Annotated in this window: 14 protein-coding genes; 6 read left to right on the top strand and 8 right to left on the bottom strand. The window is 64.0% G+C overall.

Annotated elements, in window-relative coordinates; genetic code table 11:
• Positions 1-185 precede the first annotated feature (185 nt).
• The 5 genes from ACQ4WM_RS22540 to ACQ4WM_RS22560 all read left to right on the top strand — a co-directional run bounded on the left by ACQ4WM_RS22540 (position 186) and on the right by ACQ4WM_RS22560 (position 7130).
• Entirely contained in the window at positions 186-2975 is a 2790-nt protein-coding gene (locus ACQ4WM_RS22540) for a hypothetical protein (protein ID WP_436548890.1), read from the top strand.
• Entirely contained in the window at positions 2972-3643 is a 672-nt protein-coding gene (locus ACQ4WM_RS22545) for a tail fiber protein (RefSeq protein WP_436548891.1), read from the top strand. The genes ACQ4WM_RS22540 and ACQ4WM_RS22545 overlap by 4 nt, the downstream gene beginning before the upstream one ends.
• Positions 3640-5088, top strand: a complete 1449-nt coding sequence (locus ACQ4WM_RS22550; RefSeq protein ID WP_436548892.1) for a glycosyltransferase family 2 protein — start codon at positions 3640-3642, stop codon at positions 5086-5088. Before ACQ4WM_RS22545 ends, ACQ4WM_RS22550 begins: the two co-directional genes overlap by 4 nt.
• A complete protein-coding gene (locus ACQ4WM_RS22555; protein ID WP_436548893.1) occupies positions 5085-5564 on the top strand; it encodes a hypothetical protein in 480 nt (159 codons plus the stop codon). Before ACQ4WM_RS22550 ends, ACQ4WM_RS22555 begins: the two co-directional genes overlap by 4 nt.
• A gap of 69 nt (positions 5565-5633) precedes the next feature.
• Positions 5634-7130, top strand: a complete 1497-nt coding sequence (locus ACQ4WM_RS22560) for a sigma 54-interacting transcriptional regulator (RefSeq protein ID WP_436548894.1) — start codon at positions 5634-5636, stop codon at positions 7128-7130.
• A 39-nt stretch (positions 7131-7169) separates the two neighbouring features.
• Here the strand turns inward: ACQ4WM_RS22560 and ACQ4WM_RS22565 are convergent, their stop codons facing one another.
• The 6 genes from ACQ4WM_RS22565 to ACQ4WM_RS22590 all read right to left on the bottom strand — a co-directional run bounded on the left by ACQ4WM_RS22565 (position 7170) and on the right by ACQ4WM_RS22590 (position 13259).
• A complete protein-coding gene (locus tag ACQ4WM_RS22565) occupies positions 7170-7775 on the bottom strand; it encodes a glutathione S-transferase (protein ID WP_436548895.1) in 606 nt (201 codons plus the stop codon).
• Positions 7776-7815: 40 nt separating this feature from the next.
• Positions 7816-8496, bottom strand: a complete 681-nt coding sequence (locus ACQ4WM_RS22570) for a DUF1906 domain-containing protein (RefSeq protein WP_436548896.1) — start codon at positions 8494-8496, stop codon at positions 7816-7818.
• Between the two features lie 67 nt (positions 8497-8563).
• Positions 8564-9697 carry an ABC transporter permease gene (locus ACQ4WM_RS22575; RefSeq protein ID WP_436548897.1) on the bottom strand — a complete coding sequence of 378 codons (1134 nt, stop codon included), beginning with the start codon at positions 9695-9697 and terminating at the stop codon, positions 8564-8566.
• Positions 9694-10875, bottom strand: coding sequence for an ABC transporter permease (locus ACQ4WM_RS22580; RefSeq protein ID WP_436548898.1), 1182 nt, complete (start codon positions 10873-10875; stop codon positions 9694-9696). Before ACQ4WM_RS22580 ends, ACQ4WM_RS22575 begins: the two co-directional genes overlap by 4 nt.
• Before the next feature lie 6 nt (positions 10876-10881).
• A complete protein-coding gene (locus ACQ4WM_RS22585) occupies positions 10882-11856 on the bottom strand; it encodes an HlyD family secretion protein (RefSeq protein WP_436548899.1) in 975 nt (324 codons plus the stop codon).
• Entirely contained in the window at positions 11853-13259 is a 1407-nt protein-coding gene (locus ACQ4WM_RS22590; RefSeq protein WP_436548900.1) for a TolC family protein, read from the bottom strand. Before ACQ4WM_RS22590 ends, ACQ4WM_RS22585 begins: the two co-directional genes overlap by 4 nt.
• Before the next feature lie 249 nt (positions 13260-13508).
• On the opposite strand from ACQ4WM_RS22590, the gene ACQ4WM_RS22595 reads away from it, so the two are divergent.
• Positions 13509-13784 (top strand): heavy-metal-associated domain-containing protein, encoded by a 276-nt coding sequence (locus tag ACQ4WM_RS22595; RefSeq protein WP_436548901.1) that lies wholly within the window; start codon positions 13509-13511, stop codon positions 13782-13784.
• Here the strand turns inward: ACQ4WM_RS22595 and ubiT are convergent.
• Together ubiT and ACQ4WM_RS22605 are read right to left on the bottom strand one after the other, a co-directional pair.
• The gene (gene ubiT, locus ACQ4WM_RS22600; RefSeq protein WP_436548902.1) at positions 13781-14269 is read right to left on the bottom strand and encodes a ubiquinone anaerobic biosynthesis accessory factor UbiT; all 489 of its coding nucleotides are present in this window, start codon (positions 14267-14269) and stop codon (positions 13781-13783) included. The two genes, ACQ4WM_RS22595 and ubiT, sit on opposite strands and share 4 nt — an antisense overlap.
• Before the next feature lie 15 nt (positions 14270-14284).
• A complete protein-coding gene (locus tag ACQ4WM_RS22605) occupies positions 14285-15187 on the bottom strand; it encodes a U32 family peptidase (protein ID WP_436548903.1) in 903 nt (300 codons plus the stop codon).
• Positions 15188-15196 lie beyond the last annotated feature (9 nt).

Consider the following 15196-nt stretch of genomic DNA (forward strand, 5'->3'; position numbering starts at 1 on the left):
CCATGTAAAGCGCCGTGTTGACATGTAAATCAAAAAACGATGCTCGCGTGCTTACATGCGAACAGCGACGATAAGGTGCATTTACCGGCCTGCGCGGCGCCGCAGATGCTGGCACGCATCCTGCTGAGGGTATCTCGCATCGTTTTTTCATCGAATCTATACGGAACCTCCCAATGGCATTTGCAATGAACACCACATGGACCAGCCCTTGCGGTGCATTGAGCATGGATGGCAGCGTGCAGGCAAGTAGCATGGACTTGTCGGTACGCATTTACCGCAGCGCCCTGCCGACACAGTGCGACACTGTTGCCGTCGTGCCGGGAGTGCCGGCCCAGTTCAGCATCCATTTCCCCGGCGGCTACTACGCCTACGGCTACCTGAACCTGGAACCGGCGCCTGCCGGCTTCGGCGCGGTCTGCCTGATCGATGTCCACCATGGCCCCGGCAATGGCACGCCCGAACTGAGCGCCAGCGGGCACTTGGGGCCGTTTCCTGTTCCCGTGCCGCCCACCCCAACACCCTGCCCACCGCAGCCGAAATCCGATCCTGCTCCCGATCCAGATCCCGCCCCTGATCCGGACCCCGATCCGGCCCCGGAACCGGACCCGGATGCTGGAAACCATGACAACGCGCTGTTTCCGTATATGTATATCCGGACATGGCCACTGGTCAAACCGCTCCAGGCACAGTTGCGCTTTGTGAACTACACGCCGCTGATGAGCAGCCCGCCGCAAGACAGCTTCTATGGCAGCCTGGCATGCGCAGCCACCAGAGCCGAGATGGAAGCGTGTGCACTTGACTTCATCGAGGGGGCAGCGCCATATCAAGGCCAGTTCCTCACGGCCGCCGAGCTGCAGGCCGCCCCGTTCCTCCAGCTTGCCGAACTGGCTGACGCAGTCATCGGGCTGGAGTACGTCCCCGCCGCCGTCCAAGCCTGGATTGCTGACAACCAGTTGGCGGCCCTCGCGGGCACTGCCGCCTACACATCCGCTCTGGCACGCCTGTGGGACAGCTATTTCGCTCTCGTGATTGCCCCCTGGAGCGAGCCGGCCTTGCTGCCGCGCTATGGCGCACTACTGGTATCGGCCCACACGCTGGCCTGCGTGATGACGCCGCCGCCAGCAACCGTGCCCGACCGGAAAATGCTGCGGGAACTGACACAAGCATCGATCGTGCTGCCCAAGGCCGTGTTCCCTTTGCCGGCAGCCACCAGCTCGCCGCCAGCCGCCTCGCCGCCGTCCGGCGTCAGCGGCTGGATCGGACCGTACGCCATCGGCGATCTGCATATGGTACGCCAGCGCCTGCTCGCTTACGCCCCCGGGGAGGTTGCGGCGATCGAAACCGTCATGCGTGGCGAGCGCAAGGAAGTGAGCCGGCACCATGCACGCCACCAGATCGAGGTCGACGTGGCGCAACGTGGCTCAGGCGAACAACTCGACAACAATACCGCTGATACGCGCAGCGACCTGCTGAGTGAAACGCTGAGGACTATTGCAGAAAAGACCACCAACAAAAACTACAACAACCTCAATTCAAGCTATGGCCCGCCTACCACCGCCACCGTCAGTGGCGGCCCGGTCGTGACGACCGTCCAGCAAGGCCCCAACAGCGACGACATGACGCGCTTTGCACGTGAAGTGCTCAACAAGACCGTCAACCGGATCAGCCGCAGCGTCGGCGCCCTGCGCTCAAGCAGCCTGGCGCTGGAGTCGACCGAGACCGTGACCAGCACAGTCGATAACACCGAAGGCACGGACAGCCAAATGTGCGTCTTTCGCTGGATTAACAAAGTCTATACAGCGCGGGTGGTCAACTACGGCCAGCGCCTGATGATCGAATTCATGCTCGACACCCCGGCGCTTGCCTACCGACGCGAGGTGGAGCTGGGACAGCGCGCGGCCCTGTATGCGCCGCGCTCACCGGCGGCGCAAGGCATCCTGAGCTTCGAAGACATCGAGCGCGACAACTATGCGCGCCTGGCGGCCGAGTACCACGCCACCGATATCGTCCCGCCGCCGCCGGAAATGAGCTATGTGTCGGCGGTGCTGGGAGCGGGCGAAGCAAAGCTGGTGGGCCTGCCACCGGCCTGCCGCGCCAGGTTCGCAGTAGTCAACGCAATCGTCTCGCCCGGCAGTACCGCGCCGGCGGTGATGGTCGGCAACAAGACCGTACTGGCGCCGTATGGCGCGGTGGCCATGCCCGCCGGCTGCGGCAGTAGCCTGCCGGTAGCAGTAGCCGGTACGCCAGCATCACTATCGCCGCCCGCAGTTGGCCCGGCAGACACGGCCCAGGTACTGGTCACCGTCACGATTACCTGTGTGCCGAGCGACAGCGCGATGGCCGAGTGGCGCATCCAGACCTACAAGACCCTGATGCAGGCCTACAGCGTGCTGTGCACCGGGCGCACGGGCCAGGAACTGCCCGGCCATCCTGATTTTCGGCAACGCCCTGCGCTGGCGGCGCGACGCATCGAGACAAGTGAGCTGCGGCGTGCTTGCCTGCGCCTGGTGCAGGAGCGATGCGCCGCACTGACCGGCCTGCCGTACGCGGCCAGGCCGATGCGGCCGGGGCCGGGGCATGGCGAATTTATCGATGACATGTTCGAATGGAATGAAATGAGTGTCCGTTATTACCGCAGAGATGGCGTCGGCGCGCCTCTTCCAGACCTCGACCAGGAAGCGGATGGGGCAATGCCACTGGCCGCTTTCCTCGATGCCGGCCTGGCGCGTGTCATGGTACCCGCGCGACCGCAGCAAGCCATGGAATTACTGTACCTGCTGTCGAGTGGCACACCGTGGCAGGGCGGCGCCGGTCTGGTGCCGGTCGACAGCGTCGATGTGCCGGTCGTCAACGAACTAAAGACGCTTGGCAGCGCCCCCCGGCCGGCAGGACAATGTGTCGGCCAGGCCTGGCAGGTAGTGGTGCCAACCGCCATGCAAGTCATCGACGGTATTCCTCTCGGAGCACTGCAATGAACCGGCACCGTCATGAAGAACACGACATGGTTCCGTTTGCCGTGCTGGGCGCAGGCCAATTGCCGGTGGGCGCCGTGACGGCCTTCGCTGGTGCGCTGGGCACGCCGATACCGGCCACTGCCGCGCCGCCCACCAGCGTGCCGCCCGCCGGCGTGCCTGTGACCAACGCCATCGAAGCGTGGGGCTGGATGTTGTGCGACGGACGCGCACTCGATTGCGGCCTGTATCCGCAATTGTTCGCCGTGCTTGGCTATACCTACGGCGGCAGCGGTGGCAGTTTCAAGCTGCCCGACTACCGCGGCAACTTCCTGCGCGGCACGGACTGCGGCGCAGGCACAGATCCGGATGCCGCCCTGCGTACCAGCGCGGCCGGTGGCAACGCGGCGGATGACGGGGTCGGCTCGCGCCAGACTGCAGCCATGTTGAAACATGAACACAATTATTCGACCGTACCATCGGCCGTCACGCCATCGCAGGATGGCAGTACGGCCAGCGGCGCGCCGGCCAAGGGAATCACGTCCGCGCCGACCAATGCCAGTGGCACGCTGCTGAACAACGATACCGGCGTGAGTGCGAACGAAACGCGCCCGGCCAATATCGCCGTCAACTTCCTGATCAAATTCACCTACGGTGCGCAGCGTGGCGCGATGCACGGAGCATGGGCATGAACACGCCATTGCCACTGGTTTCGTGCGTGATGCCCACCGCCGGACGAGCCGATATGGTCGCGCGTGCAGTGCGTTATTTTTTGCGCCAGGATTACCCGCGCAAAGAATTGTTGATCGCTTACGACCACCCGGGTGACCTTCCGGAGAATCTGGACGATCCGCGCATCGTCCTTCTTTCGTGCGTGCCTGGCACGAGCATCGGCGCCAAGCGCAACAATGCCATACACCATGCGGCCGGCACGCTGATTGCCCAGTGGGACGACGATGACTGGTATGCGCCGCAGCGCTTGTCGCATCAGCTTGCCCCCATCCTTGAAGGCTCGGCCGACATCAGCGGCCTGCATGACACCTTGTTCCTGTCGAGCGGCACGGCGCGGTGCTGGCAGGCAAGCGAAAAACTCTACGCGCGCCTGTTCGCCGAAAATATACATGGCGGCACCCTGGCCTACCGGCGTAGTGTGTGGGAGCACCAGGCGCGCTATCCTGACCGGTCGCTGCGCGAAGACGCCGATTTTCTGCAGGCGGCTATGGCCAACGGCGCGCGCCTGGGCCGGGTGCCCGGCCGTGAACTGTTCATCTATGTACGGCACGGCGGCAACAGCTGGCAATTCGAAGCCGGACACTACTTGGCCGCCACCGACTGGCGCCAGGTGCCCGCACCCGCCTGCCTCGGCACGGATGCTGCCTGTTACGGCGTGTCCGTCGCTGACGTCCCCAAACCACCCGCCTTGCCGTCCACCGCAGCGCCTGCCGATGGCGTGCTGGTCTCGTGCATCATGCCCACTGCCCAGCGCCGCTGTTTCGCCGCGCGCGCCATCAGCTACTTTCTGCGGCAGGATTATCCGCACAAAGAATTGATCATCGTCGACGATGGAAGCGACCCTATGGAGGATCTGATACCGCCCGGCGAACCTGTACGCTATCTGCGTCTGGAGCAGCGCGCCAGCGTCGGCGCCAAGCGCAATCTGGCCTGCTCCATGGCCAGCGGCAGCATTGTGGCGCATTGGGACGACGATGACTGGATGGCGCCGACATGGCTCTCATCGCAAGTGGCGACGCTGTTGGGCGCGGCCGCCGACGTGTGTGGGCTGGAGAAAGTGCTGTTTCACGCGCCGGCCCTACAGCAAGCCTGGAAATATGTCTACGACGGCGCGCGCCCCTGGGTGTACGGCGGCACGCTGTGCTACACCAAGTCTTTCTGGGAGAACAATAAATTTCCCGACATCAATATCGGTGAAGACAATACCTTCGTCTGGAGCCGGCGTCCAAAGCGCATCGTCTGCAATCCCGCGCTGCGCTTGTACGTCGCCACTGTTCACTCAGGCAACACCAGCCCGAAACACACTGGCGACCGGCGCTGGCACCCTCTGCCAGCCCGGGAAATCACACGCATCAAGCAATCTTTCGATGACATCGACCAACTTCATGGCGTACACCTATCATGACACCATCAGAAACCGTCACGCTTTCCACAGAAGAACGTCAGCAGCCGCTGCCGGTGGCGCGCGCACCAGCCTTGCACCTGGATTTTTCGGTGAGCCAGAACGAGGAGCATGTCACGTTGCAGTTGTCGACCACGCACACCAGACTGGCGTTGGGAGAACGCACCCACCACTACAGCTTGCTGGCATTGGCACGCCAGCGTCTGCACGACGCGCGGCGCGGGCTCGACGCCTCCAGCCAGGGATGGATGGAAACCGGACAGCTCGCGCTCAGCCTCGGCCTGGATCCGGCGCATTTGAACATCCATATTTTTCGCGCCCGCAGCCAGTTCCGCGCCGTAGCGGGCCAGACCGGCGAACTGATCGAGCGGCGACGCGGCGAACTGCGCTTCGGCGAGCTCAGTTTCCGCATAGTGCGAGGCTCGCTTCTCGAAGGAATTTTCCAGTCGGCAACAACATCTGCATATGGGGAAGAATAAAGTGTGTAACATATACAACTTGTATTCATCATGCTTTCAGCCGGTTCGTGCCCTGTCCTCCCCATTCTCATGCCAGATACCGATCTCACCCTCAGCTCGCCGCTTGCGGGCAGCTTTCTGGAGGCGCCGGCTTTGCTGTGCCTGACGCTGCTATGGCATCCCGATCCGCGCCGGATCGGCGCACAGGTCACCACCAGCCTGGCCCAGGCGCCAATCGCCTTGTCGCGCTACAGCCCCGCCTTCCAGCATCCGGGCCAGGAAGAAGGCGCGGCGCTCGGCTATGGCGGGATTTCACGCGCACCCTTGCATATTGAGGCGGGCGATGACGACGGCGTGCTGCTGCAGGTGCCGCACAGCCGCATGACCGTCGAGCTCAATGGCGCCGCCATTGAGGGCGAAGTCAATCTGACATTCAGCCAGGTAGCAGCGGGGGCGGTGCTGGGCTTGGGTGGCGCAGTGCTGATCTGCCTGCACTGGATGCATGGCTTGCCCAAGGACAACCGCATTGCGGGGCTGGCTGGCGTCGGCACGGCGGCGATCTGCATGCGCGATCTGATATTGCAGGTGGCAGCCACCGATACCACCGTGCTGTTGCTGGGCGAAACTGGCTGCGGCAAGGATGTTGCGGCGCGCGCCATCCATGCCCTGAGCCGGCGTGCGCAGCACCCGATGGTAGCTGTCAACCTGGCTACGCTCAATGAAGGCCTGGCCTCGGCCGAACTTTTCGGATCAGCCAAGGGGGCTTACACCGGAGCACACAGCAGCCGCCCGGGCTTGTTTGCACAGGCAAACGAAAGCAGTCTTTTTCTTGATGAAATTGGCAATGCGCCAGCCAGCGTGCAACCGATGCTGCTGCGCGTGCTGGAAACCGGCGACTATCGGCCGCTGGGCTCGGTCCAGGACGCGCACGCAAATGCACGCCTGATTGCCGCGACCGACCAGAACCTGTACCAGGCCAGTTTCAACCAGGCCTTGCTGCGCCGCCTGGAAAGTTTCGTCATTGCCGTTGAACCCCTGCGCCACCGGCGCGAAGATATCGGCGTGCTGATCCTGCAACTGCTGGGGGAAGCGGCCACCATGCTGACGTTCGACCTGGTCACCTGCATTGCCTGCCATGACTGGCCAGGCAATGTACGCCAGCTCAAGCATGTGCTACAGCGCTGCGTGCTGGCCTTGCAGGCAGGTGAACCGGCCGACTTTGCGCGCATGATCACGCCACACCCGGGCCACAGCGCTGCAGTCTCGGGCAAGGCGGCGACACCGATGGCATTGCCGCGCAAACGCCTGGCCCATATTGACAACGCGGCGGTGCTGGCGGCCATGCAGGCGCATGCCTGGCAAATCAGCGCGGCCGCAGTTGCCCTGGGCGTATCGCGCCCATCCATGTACAAGCTTTTGGAAGGTCACCCCGACATCCGCCGCGCCGGGCAGATTTCTGTCGATGAGATCAGACAGGCGCTGGCCGCGTCTGGCCAGCAGCTTGAGCACTGTGCGGCCCTGCTCAAGACGCCATGCGAAGCGCTGCGGCGTCACTTGCAGACGCTGGGCATGCCCGTGCTGTACTGACATCGCCGGGCCTGCACCGCCATCGACAAACCCGGCAAATCAGCCAGCCATCGGCGTGGCCAGAAATACCGGCTGCTGTTCGGCAAGGGCCGTCAGCGCTGTCACGGCCGGATAGTCGCTGCCCGCCATCACATCGGGCACCAGCCGATGCGCAAAGCTCCAGCCCACGGCGATGGTGATGCCGGCATTGCTCAGGCAGTCGGGCGTCTGCTCGTGCAGCGATTGCTCCAGTTGCCGCCACGCCCCATGCAGCTGCAGTTGGACACGGTCCAGCCAGGGCTGGTGCTGCTTTTCCTGGGGCCGCAGGCGCCGTTCATAAACGATTTGCACGGCTTTTTCACAGGCCGCCAGCGCGTAGCCGACCTGGCACAGCCCGCGCAGCCTGGAATGGCCCGGTTCCGGGCTGATGCGCTGACCATTGACCGCCAGCTCTTCCAGGTAAGCCAGGATCAGGCTTGAATCCATCAGCACCTGGCCGTCGCCGGTGACCAGGGTCGGCACCTTGACGGCGGGGTTGATGGCGTGCACCTGGTCGAAATCGGCAAACACCGACAGCGGGCGGTGCTCATGGTCCAGGCCCAAAACTTTCATGGCGATGGCAACGCGCCGCACATAGGGTGAATCGAGCATTCCTATCAATAGCATGGTCTGTTTCTCGCTATATCAGGTAAACGCATGTGCAACCTCATGTGCCAGCCCTGACCCACCATTGCGGCACGCCGCCGAGCTGGTCCAGCATGACAGTATCCACATCGATCGACAGGCCGTTGACCAAGCCGGAATGACCTGTCTGCACCATTTGGTAGCCCCGGCCGGGAATCGCCGGCACATTGCTCAGCGACTGCCAGTAGTGCTGGAACGGCAGGTCGTACAGTTGCTGGCCATCGAGGCCGCAACTGGCGCCGACATACAGGCCTGGCAGGTAGTTATCGATTGCCACGGCACTGAACCAGTTGCTGCAATAAGCGATGACGTCCTGCGCGCTGGCGCTGGTGCTGACGCCTTCCAGATCCAGCCACAGATTGACCTGGGCTGGCACACCGATGGCCAGCGCCTGGGCGGCGGCATTGGCGCCATGCTGCTCACCGAGTTGCGCCGTCGGCTGCCAGCCTGGGTCTAGCACGTGCTGGACAGGCATCAGGGCCAGGCCGCCATCGAGAATAGCTTGGGCTTCGCCGGCGGTCAGGTCGCCCGGAGCAGTTTGCGCCTGCAGGGAAAGATAGCGGGCGCAGAAGCTGTAGCCCTGGCTGGCGAAGGCCTGCGCTGTGGCCAGGCTGATGATGCTGTCGGCGTCGAAGCCGCGGGATTGATCGGGTGCTGGCTGGACGATTCCTACTGAACTGGTAACGGACTGATTGACTGGCATCGCTATCCTCGCAAGTGGTGTGATCGGCTGTTGATCGTACCATCTGCCAAAAGAAAATAAAGACCACTCAGCCGGTTTTTTCGTCGTTGCACCAGCGTCGCCATCCCAGCGCAGCGCACACAATGAACAGCGCCGACAAACCCGCCACTTCATGGCGTATGTCATGCATCGACGCGCCCATCTGGTTCAGCGCCACAAAGCCCTGGATGCCGGCCGTCGACGGCAGCAGCCAGCGCAGCGCCTGCAGCGGCGCGGGCATGGAACTGACGGGCCAGGTCAGGCCGGCCAGGAACAGGACAGGCATCGAGGTGGCGATCATCAACTGGGTACCCCGTTCGCGCGTACGAAACTGCATCGCCAGCAGCATGCCGAACGCCGCAACCGTCAGAGAAAACAGCACCAGCAACAGCAGCAGTCCGCCAAAATTGCCGCCGCGCGGGTAGTCCTGGAACCAGAACACGAAGCCGAAGAAATAGCAGCAGTTCAACAAAACCACCGAAGCGAACGCCAGCAGCATGCCCATATAGCCGCCCGCCGTGGGTGGGCCGGGCAGCGGAAACGTCTTGCTTTGGCACCATGTGCCGAACAACATGGTCATGCCGATCAACAGGGTCTGCTGCACGATCAGGGTGGCCACGCCCGGCACCACGTAAGCGCCATAGCCCTCTTTCACATTGAACAGCGGTACGGCGTCAAATGTGATCGGCGAGCGCTGGTCTGCCACTTGGTAGCTTGACGGCGTGGCGGCCGCCAGGCGCTTGAGTTCAATCCCGGCCGAGACGGTGCCCACCACTTCGGCCAGGCCATTGAGCGCCACCTTGTTGAGCATCAGGTACAGGCCATTGCCCGCCACCTGGGCCTGTGCGGCGCGGCCGGCCAGCACGTCTGTCTGCAAGCCTTCGGGGATGATCAGCACCCCCATGACTTGCCGGCGCCACAGCAGGTCCTGGGCGGCTGGCAATTCGGGCGTGACGGCCACCACCTGCAAGGCCGGATGGGCCATGGCAAAGCGCGTCATCTGGCGCGACATGCTGCTGCGGTCCTGGTCGACTACCGCCACCGGCACGCGCTGTACCACTTCTTTCGTGTAGGGCAGCGGGTAGAAGAATGAATACAGTACCCCGCCGACGAACAGCAAGGTCAGGGCGCCCTTGTCGGTCAGCATGGCGCGCCAGGTGGCAAGAAATGATCGCCAGATCATGTTTTTCCCCATGCCGCGGGCTCATTCGCGCGGCGCGCCAGCAGCAGCATGCCCAGCGCGCCGCAGCCGATGGCAAAACCGGCAAGCACCAGCAGTTGCACCACGCCATAGCGCCACGGCGCGCCGCCCAGCCAGTAAATCGTCTGCAGTTCCAGGTAATGCGTGAGCGGCAGCGCTTGCGCCCAGGCGCGCGCCACCGGCGGCATGGCCATCAGCGGAAACGCCTGGCCGGCAAACGCAAATGCCGGTGCAGTGATAAAGGCGGTGCCCGACAAGGACAGCCGCAGCGACAAAGTGGCGGCGATCAGCAGCAGGCCCAGGCCACAATACGCCAGCACCAGCAGCAGCATGGCCAGCAACAGGCCAGGCATGCTGCCGGCCACCGCCCAGCCGCGCACCACGCTGAAAAACAGCAGGTACAGCAAGGCCAGCGCCGCATAGGCGAGCAAGGGGAACAGCAGTTTGGCGCCCACCGCCCGAGACCAGCTGCCCTTGGCCGCCGCCAGCCACTGCGGCACGGTGGCGTCGCGCAGCTCGCGCCCGATGCCAGTTACCACCGCAATCACGATAAAGATCTGCAGCATCGATGGCATCAACGCCAGGGTCAAAAACGCTTCGTAGCTGATGTTGTCGTTGTACAGGCTATTGAGCCGAGTGCGGATCGGTTCGAACTGGGCGCTGGCCTGCACGCCCGAGACACCCTTCTTTGCCCGCGCCGTCATCTCCACGCCGGCCGACAAGGTGGTCGACACGGTGCGCACGTCGCGCAGCAAGGCCCCCGCGTGCGAAGAAAACTGCGCGTTGTACAACCATTGCACGGTGGCCTGGCGGCCAGCGAGCAGTTCTTTTTCAAAGTCGGCGGGAATCACCAGATACCCATACGCGCTGCGCTCGCGCAGCAGTTGCAGCGCTTCATCGCTCGACCCCACGCTGGCTGCGACCTGCACGCCCGGCGAGGCGTCGAGCCAGCGCGTGAGCTGTCGCGACAGGCTGGAATGGTCATGGTCGATCACGGCAATCGGCAGGTCGCGCGCAATGCCGGCAGAAAAAATCCACCACAGCAGGCCGCACAGCAGCAGCGGAATCCAGCTCAGCATGGCCAGATCCCAGAAGTCGGCACGCAGCCGCGCCCATTCGCGCGCCAATGCGCCAGACTGCGGCTTGAACGCTTCAGTCATGCCGCTTCACAGTGGCGGAAACACGACCGACATGCCGGGGCGCAAGCCCTCGACCCTGATGGCCGGGCGCAAGCGGATCTCGAAGGTGCGCAAGTCGGTGCCGCCCGGGCGCGCCGCGCGCCAAGTGGCAAAGTCGGGCATCACGGCCACCGAGCTGACCTTGAAAGTGAGCTGCTGGCGCAAAGCCGGCACATCGGCCGTATGCGTGCTGCCCATGGCAAACGCCGCCATCTCGTCTTCGCGCACCTGCAGCACGGCCCAGGCGTCAGCCAGGTTGACCAGGGTGAGCACGGGGAATCCCTGCGGCGCCAGTTCGCCGGGCTGGATCTGGATCTTGCTGACCTGGCCGGCCACCGGCGCGATGATTTTCGTTTCCGCCAGCGCCACCTGCGCTTCCGTCAGCACGGCGCCCACCTGGCGCGCCTGGGCCTTGGCAGCGTTCTTGTCTTCGGGCCGTGCACCGGCGTTGGCCATGTCGTACTGGGCGCGCGCTGCCTGCGCCTGCTGTTCGGCGGCGCGCCACTGGGCTTCGGCATCGTCGCGCTTCTGGCGCGCGAGCACGCCTTCGGCAAACATATTATTTACTCGCTCATAGGTCGTCTTTGCAATTGCCGCGCCGGTCTGCGCGCGCTGCCAGTTAGCCTTGGCCGCCCGTACCTCATCGGGCCGCGCGCCAGCCTGCGCTTTTTGCGCCACGGCGTCGGCCGCCTGCGCAGCAGCAGTCGCCTGCGCGATCTTGGCGTCCACTTCGGGGCTAGTCAGCTGGAACAGCAACTGGCCCTGGCTGACGGTGTCACCGAGTTTCACGTTGACCTGGCCAACCCGGCCCGCCACCTTGGACGAGACATTGACTTCCTGCGCATCCATCTGTCCCTGCAAGGGCAGGCGCTGCGGCTGGAAAGCCTGGTACAAGCCCCAGGCGATAAAGATCAGGATGACCATGCCGAGCAAGCCGGCAAGTTGTTTTTTGGAGGTGCTCATTGCGGGGTATCCAGAGGTAAGTGTATGTCGGCCTGGTCGGCCAGGCTGCCCAGGCGCCGTGTTTCGCCGGCCGCTTCGAGCAGCTGCGCCAGACCCATCACATAGTTGTAGGCGCTCTGCGCGCGCTGGGTTTCAATCTTCGCCAGGTTCAGGCGCGCATCGACCACTTCCAGCGACGCCACCTGTCCCTGCTGGAAAGCCACGGTCTGCAGGCGGATATTTTCACGCGCCAGTTCCACCGATGAAGCGGTCGACAAAAACTGGATGCGCGCGTTTTCCAGCGCACGCCAGTTCTTTTCGATCAGCGTGGGAATATCGCGTTCGGCCTGGCGCGCCGTCACTTCCACCCGCTTCTGGTCCAGCTTTGCCGCTTCTATCAGCTTGCCCGTATTGATACGATGCACCAGCGGCACCGACACCACCACCCCGACCGCCCAGTTGGAACGCACCACCCGTTCGCCGCCGCGGTTCAGATTGTAGTTGCCGACGGCGAACACGGTGGGGCTGTACTCCTTGCCGTGCAGGCGCAGCGCCTGCTCCGACTGAAAACGCTTGCTGGCGATCTTTTTCCAGGCTGCGTTCTCGCGCATGCCGGTGTCGATAAACGATTGCAGCGAACCAACCGGCAGCGAGTTGACGAACAGCGGCGTGGCGGGCCGTACCTGGGCGCCGGTGTTCAGCAGCCGGTCCAGCGCCACCTGTGCGATTTCCGCGTCGCTGCGCGCCTGCGCTTCCTCGCTGCGTGCAGCATCGAGTGCCACGTCGGCGCGCAGGCGTTCGGCGCGCGAGATCAGGCCGCCCTTTTCCAGCTTGGCCGCGTCGCGCTGGTGCTCCATCACACCTGCGGTCACTTCCGCGCGCACCGCCACCACCCGTTGCGCCAGCAGCAGCTGGAAATAGCGCTGCGCCACCTGTGTGCCGAGTTTTTCCTCGGCTTCGAGCCGCTCGGCATCGGCCTCCTGCGCCATGCCGGCCGCCACGCCCTTGACGGCGTCGAGCCGCCCGGCGGTATAAATCGGCCACATGCCGACCAGGCCAAACGAAGTGAGATTGGTCACGACGTCGCGGTCGAGCGAGTTCGGGATTTCAGGTATCGGCAAATTCGGCAGCGCCGCGCCGATGCCGCCCGCCACGCCAGCCAGTCGACTGGTATCGAGACTCAGGTCGGTCGACAGCCTGCCGCGAAAGGCTGTCAGGTCCAGCGAGGGGCCGTCAATATTCGACAGCGCTTCCGCTTTCAGGGTCTTGGCGCGCACGTCGAGCGAGGCGCCCTGCACGGCGCCCGAAGCGCCGGTCGCCTGCCGCAGCGCTTCGTCAAAACTGACGCTCTGCGCCTGCGCAGAGGGGGCCGGAGCCAGCGCCATGGCAGTGGCGGTTAAAAAAAATAGTGCGGTGGGGCCCATGAGGTGTCCTGTCAATAAAAAACGAAAGCACGGGAAGGCCATGTTTATACTTTCACAATAGCAATTATAGACAAGGATGCCGACGCCAGCCTGCACGGTTGAATGGATGGCGGGGGCGTTACCGGGCCTGGCAAATTGGATGCAGATCAAGGAATCATAAAAAAGCGGACAAAGCTGCCGCGCTGCTCTGGACGGAATATGGCGCCCTCGCCTACGCTGTTTTTTTATCTGAAAAGCAAGAGGCAAGCGATGCAAACAGCGCGACTGACAATTACCGGCATGGACCACGAGGGCTGCGCCGATGCACTGACGGAGGTACTGGAAAACGTCAAGGGAGTCGAAACGGTTTGCGTGTCGCTGGCGCGCAATGACGCCACGGTGCAGTTCGACGAAACGGTGGCCCAGGAAGGCCTGCTGGCCGCCGTCATCGACGCCGTCAATGACGCCGGCTTTATCGGCGAGATGGAACAGGCGCAGGCGGCAATACCCTGCACCGGCGCCTGCGGCCATTGCCGCCGCAGCTAGGCGTTATCCCTGCGTCCGCACAGCTGCGCCAGCACGCGGCGCGGATGCAGCGACTGCATGTCGAACGGCGGCAATTCCAGCGCATCGAGCGTGTTCTTGAACAGCAGGCCCAGTTCCGTATCGCCCTCCAGCAGCAGGCGGCGGCTGAAGAACAAGGTGTCCGGGTCTTCCTGGCGCCGCGCCAGCAGCAGCAAATCATGTGCGCTGGCGCCGATGCTCAAGTCCGGCGCCTGGCCATGGCGGGCCGGCGCAAACGCCGACCCACGCCAGCAAAAATCGACCGCCACACCGGCGTCGAGCACGCGCAGGCGCAGGCTGCGCCCCTGTAACAGCGCGCGCACATCGTCGGGCAGTTGCGGCGCCAGCAAGCGGTTCAGGCCCTGCACGAAAGCCCAGGACGCGGGGTAAGGCGGCAGTTTGGCCAGCAACGCGGCCAGGGGCGCCGGCAGCCGGAATGGCGGCAGTGTTTCAATCTTGTTCAGCATATGATTCCTGTAAGTTCAATGGGGTGCGGCGGTCTGGCTATGCATGCCCGGCTCGCCATGCCAGTAGCCGTCGCAGGTACCGGCCGCATGGCAGGCCGCCAGTTGCGCCTGCGCGTCGTCGGCGCAAAGCTGGCCGCGCCGGGCCTGGTCGAAGATGCCGATCACTTCCACCGTATGGTGTTCCTGCGCACTGATACGGGCCACGCCCACGCCCAGCGCGGCCATCGCACCGAGCTCGCGCACCAGGTTGTACACCAGCGCCGACTGCGTCTGCGTGCCGTTCAGCACCAGGAAGGGCTGCGCATCGCGCGTGCGCAGCAGCAGGCCATCCGGCTCCTGCAGGCAGCTGTACTGGCAATCGTCTTTCGGCAGGTTGCGGTTACGCGCCGTAAAGCAGCGCGCGGAAAACGCCAGCGGCATGCGGCCGTACGAAAACACTTCGGTCTCGATGCCATCGGGCACCTGGCGCAGCAGTTCGGCCAGCGCCTGCTGGCTCATCTCCAGCGGCATCACCCAGCGCCGCGCCCCGAGGCTGGCCAGCAGTTGCAGGCTGGCGCCGTTGAAAAGGTTCAGGTGGGGGCCGGCGACGAATTGTGCGCCCTTTTCCAGGCAATGCACGGCGCCGAAATCGTTGGCCTCCACGCCATGGCGGCCGTTGCCGGCGATGCGGCGCAAGGTGGCCAGTTCCGCGCTCGATTCGATCAGCGCCTGGGTCGACAGCACCACTTCCTTGCCGCTGGCCGCCAGCAGGTCGGCAATATCGAGCCAGTCCGACAGGCGCAGCTCGTGGCGGCGCGAGCAGACCGTCTCACCCAGGTAGACAATATCGACGGCAGTGGCGGCGAGTTGCTGGTAGAACTCGAACACGGTGGCGCGCGGCCAGTAGTAGAGCAAAGGCCCGAGTGACAGTTTCAGCATAATTTTCCT

Source organism: Janthinobacterium longum (genome assembly GCF_051380735.1).
In the GTDB taxonomy this organism is placed as follows: Bacteria; Pseudomonadota; Gammaproteobacteria; order Burkholderiales; family Burkholderiaceae_D; genus Janthinobacterium.

Excerpts from the sequence above, each read along its gene's own strand:
- ACQ4WM_RS22540 (WP_436548890.1), top strand. The coding sequence starts at position 186 with ATGAACACCACATGGACCAGCCCTTGCGGTGCATTGAGCATGGATGGC.
- ACQ4WM_RS22545 (WP_436548891.1), top strand. The coding sequence starts at position 2,972 with ATGAACCGGCACCGTCATGAAGAACACGACATGGTTCCGTTTGCCGTG.
- ACQ4WM_RS22550 (WP_436548892.1), top strand. The coding sequence starts at position 3,640 with ATGAACACGCCATTGCCACTGGTTTCGTGCGTGATGCCCACCGCCGGA.
- ACQ4WM_RS22555 (WP_436548893.1), top strand. The coding sequence starts at position 5,085 with ATGACACCATCAGAAACCGTCACGCTTTCCACAGAAGAACGTCAGCAG.
- ACQ4WM_RS22560 (WP_436548894.1), top strand. The coding sequence starts at position 5,634 with ATGCCAGATACCGATCTCACCCTCAGCTCGCCGCTTGCGGGCAGCTTT.
- ACQ4WM_RS22565 (WP_436548895.1), bottom strand. The coding sequence starts at position 7,775 with ATGCTATTGATAGGAATGCTCGATTCACCCTATGTGCGGCGCGTTGCC.
- ACQ4WM_RS22570 (WP_436548896.1), bottom strand. The coding sequence starts at position 8,496 with ATGCCAGTCAATCAGTCCGTTACCAGTTCAGTAGGAATCGTCCAGCCA.
- ACQ4WM_RS22575 (WP_436548897.1), bottom strand. The coding sequence starts at position 9,697 with ATGATCTGGCGATCATTTCTTGCCACCTGGCGCGCCATGCTGACCGAC.
- ACQ4WM_RS22580 (WP_436548898.1), bottom strand. The coding sequence starts at position 10,875 with ATGACTGAAGCGTTCAAGCCGCAGTCTGGCGCATTGGCGCGCGAATGG.
- ACQ4WM_RS22585 (WP_436548899.1), bottom strand. The coding sequence starts at position 11,856 with ATGAGCACCTCCAAAAAACAACTTGCCGGCTTGCTCGGCATGGTCATC.
- ACQ4WM_RS22590 (WP_436548900.1), bottom strand. The coding sequence starts at position 13,259 with ATGGGCCCCACCGCACTATTTTTTTTAACCGCCACTGCCATGGCGCTG.
- ACQ4WM_RS22595 (WP_436548901.1), top strand. The coding sequence starts at position 13,509 with ATGCAAACAGCGCGACTGACAATTACCGGCATGGACCACGAGGGCTGC.
- ubiT (WP_436548902.1), bottom strand. The coding sequence starts at position 14,269 with ATGCTGAACAAGATTGAAACACTGCCGCCATTCCGGCTGCCGGCGCCC.
- ACQ4WM_RS22605 (WP_436548903.1), bottom strand. The coding sequence starts at position 15,187 with ATGCTGAAACTGTCACTCGGGCCTTTGCTCTACTACTGGCCGCGCGCC.